This is a genomic window from Sphingobacterium sp. UBA7625, assembly GCF_002484085.1.
Lineage (GTDB): Bacteria > Bacteroidota > Bacteroidia > Sphingobacteriales > Sphingobacteriaceae > Sphingobacterium > Sphingobacterium athyrii.
In genome coordinates this window covers 1-3,984 of record NZ_DLJD01000035.1, presented here as the reverse complement: position 1 = coordinate 3,984, position 3,984 = coordinate 1, and the positions used below count along the sequence as shown (strand labels likewise).

Here is a 3,984-nt window from a genome sequence, read left to right as displayed (position 1 = left end):
TCAAAAAGCATCAAAGGTTTTCCATTGAAATTCTTTTCACCTTTGAGTTCGACTGATTTCACTTTACCACCTTTTGTGCTGATTTTGGCAATGATGGCATCATTTTCAAGTGTAATGATTTTTTCAGTTCCAAATTTTGATGCACCAAAAGGTTTTTTCAGTTCAGCTGAATCTGCAATCACTGCTGTTTGCGCTGTTTTAGCTTTTGCGGTAGAGTCACTTGTTGCAGGTTGTCCTTTTGCAGCCTGAGCTTTAGCCTCCTGTCGCGCTTGTTCTTGTTTGATTTCTGATTCTGAAGGCTTCATCAGGTAAAATGAACCAGTGATGATGGCAAACATCAGGACCAAACCAATTAGGGTATTTCTATCCATCTTTAATAACTAAACTTAATTAATTTTATCCTTCTAATACTACTTTGATTTCTTGTTGGCCAAAGCAGCGGCTACAAAGCTAACAAAAAGTGGGTGAGGATTTGCAACAGTTGACTTTAATTCTGGATGAAATTGTCCGGCAACGAAAAAAGGATGGTTTTTCAATTCGACAATTTCAACTAATCCAGTCTCTGGATTGAAGCCCGAAGCGATCATTCCTGCTGCCTCATATTGTTTTAAATAGTCATTGTTAAATTCATAACGGTGACGGTGTCTTTCGGAAATTTTTGTTTTTCCATAAATGGCAAAGGCTTTGGTGCCTTTTTTAATTTCACAGTCGTAAGCACCTAAACGCATTGTGCCACCCATATTGGTGATGTTTTTTTGCTCTTCCATCAGGTTGATGACAGGATTGCTGGTGTTCGCATCCATTTCAAAACTATTGGCATCTTTTAATCCCAATACATTTCTGCCAAACTCAATGACCGAACATTGCATACCAAGACAAATACCAAAGAATGGAATGTTATTTTCACGTACATATTTGATCGCGTTTAATTTGCCGTCCAGACCACGTTCGCCAAAGCCTGGAGCGACCAATACACCGTCCATACCTTTTAGCTTTTCAGCGACGTTTTCTTTTGTAACACTTTCGGCAGCGATATAACTCACCTTTACTTTACATTCATTCGTTGCACCGGCATGGATAAATCCTTCGGTGATGGATTTATAAGCGTCTGGAAGTTCAACATATTTTCCTACTAAAGCAATGCAAACTTCACTTGTTGGATTTTTGAGCTTACCTAGGAAGTTTTTCCAGTTTTCTAGATCCGGTTCATTTTTATTGGAAAGTTTTAGCTTTGTTAGGGCTGTTTTATCCAGGTTTTCTTTTAACATTAATAATGGAACATCATAGATGGTCGAAGCATCGATAGATTCCACGACAGCATTAATGTTAACATTACAGAACTGTGCTAATTTTTTGCGGATTTCTTGAGATAATTTATGCTCTGTACGGCATACCAGGATATCTGGTTGTACACCATATTCCAATAATGTTTTGACCGAGTGCTGTGTTGGCTTGGTTTTAAGTTCGCCGGCTGCAGCTAAATATGGGACCAAAGTTAGATGAATAACTAAAGAATTATTCGCCCCCAGTTCCCAGCGTAGCTGTCTTACAGCTTCAACAAATGGAAGGGATTCGATATCCCCTACAGTTCCACCGAGTTCAGTAATAATGATATCATATTCACCGGATTCACCCAAAAGCTGCATGCGGCGTTTGATCTCATCAGTGATATGTGGGATGACTTGAACGGTTTTTCCTAAATATGCCCCTTCACGCTCTTGTTGGATGACGTGTTGGTAGATACGACCTGTTGTTACATTATTCGCTTGTGAGGTAGGGACGTTTAAGAAACGCTCATAGTGGCCAAGGTCAAGGTCAGTTTCGGCTCCATCTTCAGTAACATAACATTCACCATGCTCATAAGGATTCAATGTTCCTGGGTCAATGTTAATGTAAGGATCGAATTTTTGAATAGTCACTTTGTAGCCACGTGCCTGGAGAAGTTTAGCAAGGGAGGCTGCAATAATACCTTTCCCTAACGACGAAGTAACGCCGCCCGTAACAAAAATATATTTAGTCATAACAATTAAAGGATTTTCAATTTTATGTGGTCAAAATGACCAATAATAGTTGCTTTATGTACGGGATACAAAGATAGCAATTTTTTATTCAATATTATAATTGAAAGATTCACTGAATAAATAAATTAAAAATAGATGTTGCCCTGGTTATCGATTGTAGCCTTTAAATCGGGTTGCGATTTCGACTTAATCTCAATGCGATAGAACTTATTGGCATTGGAAAAGACAAGTTGATAATGCTTATTGATATTAATGATTTCAGGGTATAATTTGCTCAATTCATCAAGAGACGTTGCATAGCGCTTATTTGTATTCCAGTAAATTTGTTGCAGGTAAAAAATATTCCAGACAGTTTTTTCCAATGCCAAAAATTGTTCATCTACGAATTGTTGTTCGTCTTGATCCACAAATTTGATATGTCCCCATCGTTCGGGATAATGCATGTTAATCAGACCAATGGGCGACCATACCCAGTTTTCTTCCGCAAGTGTCTTGCCAGTATTATCCTTTCTTTTGATATAACCTTTTCCATTGACATCATAGTGCCATTGTACGCGGGAGAAATTTATCTTCCACACTTCATTTGCCTTGATTTGATTTCCTTCACCAAAGTATTTTAGACTTTTGACCGGAATCTTCATTTCGACGGTCCAAAAATTATCTTTATCGGTTGGATTATTTATTGTTCCAGCGTGATAAACAGCACTTTGGATATCTTTGGTGTCCCAGTTTAAGTTAGCTTTCCCACCAAAACGATAAGGTTTGGTCATGAGGAGATCCATGATCGTATTCAGTGCATTAACTTCAATTTCAATATATTCAGGAGATTGCAGATTAGGTTTCAGAAATACCTCAAAGTCATTGTCATGATAGATGATGGTGTCCTTCTGTCTGAGGTAAGCATTGATGTGAGGTTCTTCCAACTTAGCAAACAGATAGAGATTTTCGTTATCCCAGAGCATTTTGACACGAGTTTCTAGCGCAGGTTTTGGTTTACTGTTTCCTTCTATGTCTTTGAATGTATTTGTCCATACTGCCTTTGCCCAAGATATTTCGTCATCTTTACCGTCAATTTCGATCGGGGTTTGAGCTTTTTGGACAAAGTAAATCTCTGGCTTAGACTGTAATCGGAGAAAATCACCTACATTTCGCTGTGCAAAAATGGTTGTCGTCTGTAGGGTAAGAGCTAATATAAAAAAAACAGTTTTCATCAAGATATTGTATGTCTATTAGTTACCAAGAAATTTATGTAAGCGCGCTTAATGGGGCTGTTTTTATAAAATCCTAAAATTTCCATTGATTTCTATGTATGGAAGATTGGCAGTGCTAAAAGTAAGTAAAATGTTTTAGCTAAGCAAAGAGGGGTGATTCTTTTTAAGAAATCAGATTCGATTGTCTTAATTTTATTACATGGGGTTTCGTATTGCTCTCTAAGTGGTAGGGTGAGCGGAGTGGATTTGTCCCGGGTAGGAAGATGGTTGATCTGGTAGGAAATAAAAAAAGGCTTTGAATTTCATCAAAGCCTTTTTTTATGCCGTGGTAGTCGTAATTAGATTCTTTTTGATTTAATACGAGCAGCTTTACCGGTAAGGCCACGTAAATAGAATAATTTAGCGCGACGAACTTTACCATAGCTGTTTACTACAATTTTTTCAATGTTTGGTGAGTTTACAGGGAAAATACGTTCAACACCTACACCGTTTGAGATTTTACGAACGGTAAAAGTAGCGTTAGCACCTTCGCTGTTTAATTGGATTACTACACCTTGGTACACCTGAACACGCTCTTTATTTCCTTCGCGAATTTTATAATGAACGCTGATGGTATCTCCGGCTTTGAAAGCGGGAATTTCATTTCTTACTACCGCTTGTTCTTCTACAAATTTTACTAAATCCATGATTTCGAGTAATTATTAACGATTTATATCCTGTAAAAATCGGAATGCAATATTACGACTTATTTT

At 37.7% G+C, this 3,984-nt stretch carries 4 protein-coding genes; all 4 read right to left on the bottom strand.

Annotation, left to right across the window (positions count from 1 at the left end):
• On the bottom strand, positions 1–371 hold a 371-nt coding region (yidC, locus tag B4G94_RS16045), incomplete at its 3' end, for a membrane protein insertase YidC (RefSeq protein ID WP_286860095.1).
• Positions 372–410: 39 nt separating this feature from the next.
• Entirely contained in the window at positions 411–2,021 is a 1,611-nt protein-coding gene (locus B4G94_RS16040) for a CTP synthase (RefSeq protein WP_108636756.1), read from the bottom strand.
• A gap of 125 nt (positions 2,022–2,146) precedes the next feature.
• Positions 2,147–3,232, bottom strand: coding sequence for a carbohydrate-binding family 9-like protein (locus B4G94_RS16035; protein WP_286860093.1), 1,086 nt, complete (start codon positions 3,230–3,232; stop codon positions 2,147–2,149).
• A gap of 338 nt (positions 3,233–3,570) precedes the next feature.
• The gene (gene rplS, locus B4G94_RS16030) at positions 3,571–3,918 is read right to left on the bottom strand and encodes a 50S ribosomal protein L19 (protein WP_077437627.1); all 348 of its coding nucleotides are present in this window, start codon (positions 3,916–3,918) and stop codon (positions 3,571–3,573) included.
• Between the last annotated feature and the right edge of the window lie 66 nt (positions 3,919–3,984).

Bases quoted from the DNA above. Each gene is read 5' to 3' on its own strand.
- B4G94_RS16040 (WP_108636756.1), bottom strand. From the start codon at position 2,021: ATGACTAAATATATTTTTGTTACGGGCGGCGTTACTTCGTCGTTAGGG.
- B4G94_RS16035 (WP_286860093.1), bottom strand. From the start codon at position 3,232: ATGAAAACTGTTTTTTTTATATTAGCTCTTACCCTACAGACGACAACC.
- rplS (WP_077437627.1), bottom strand. From the start codon at position 3,918: ATGGATTTAGTAAAATTTGTAGAAGAACAAGCGGTAGTAAGAAATGAA.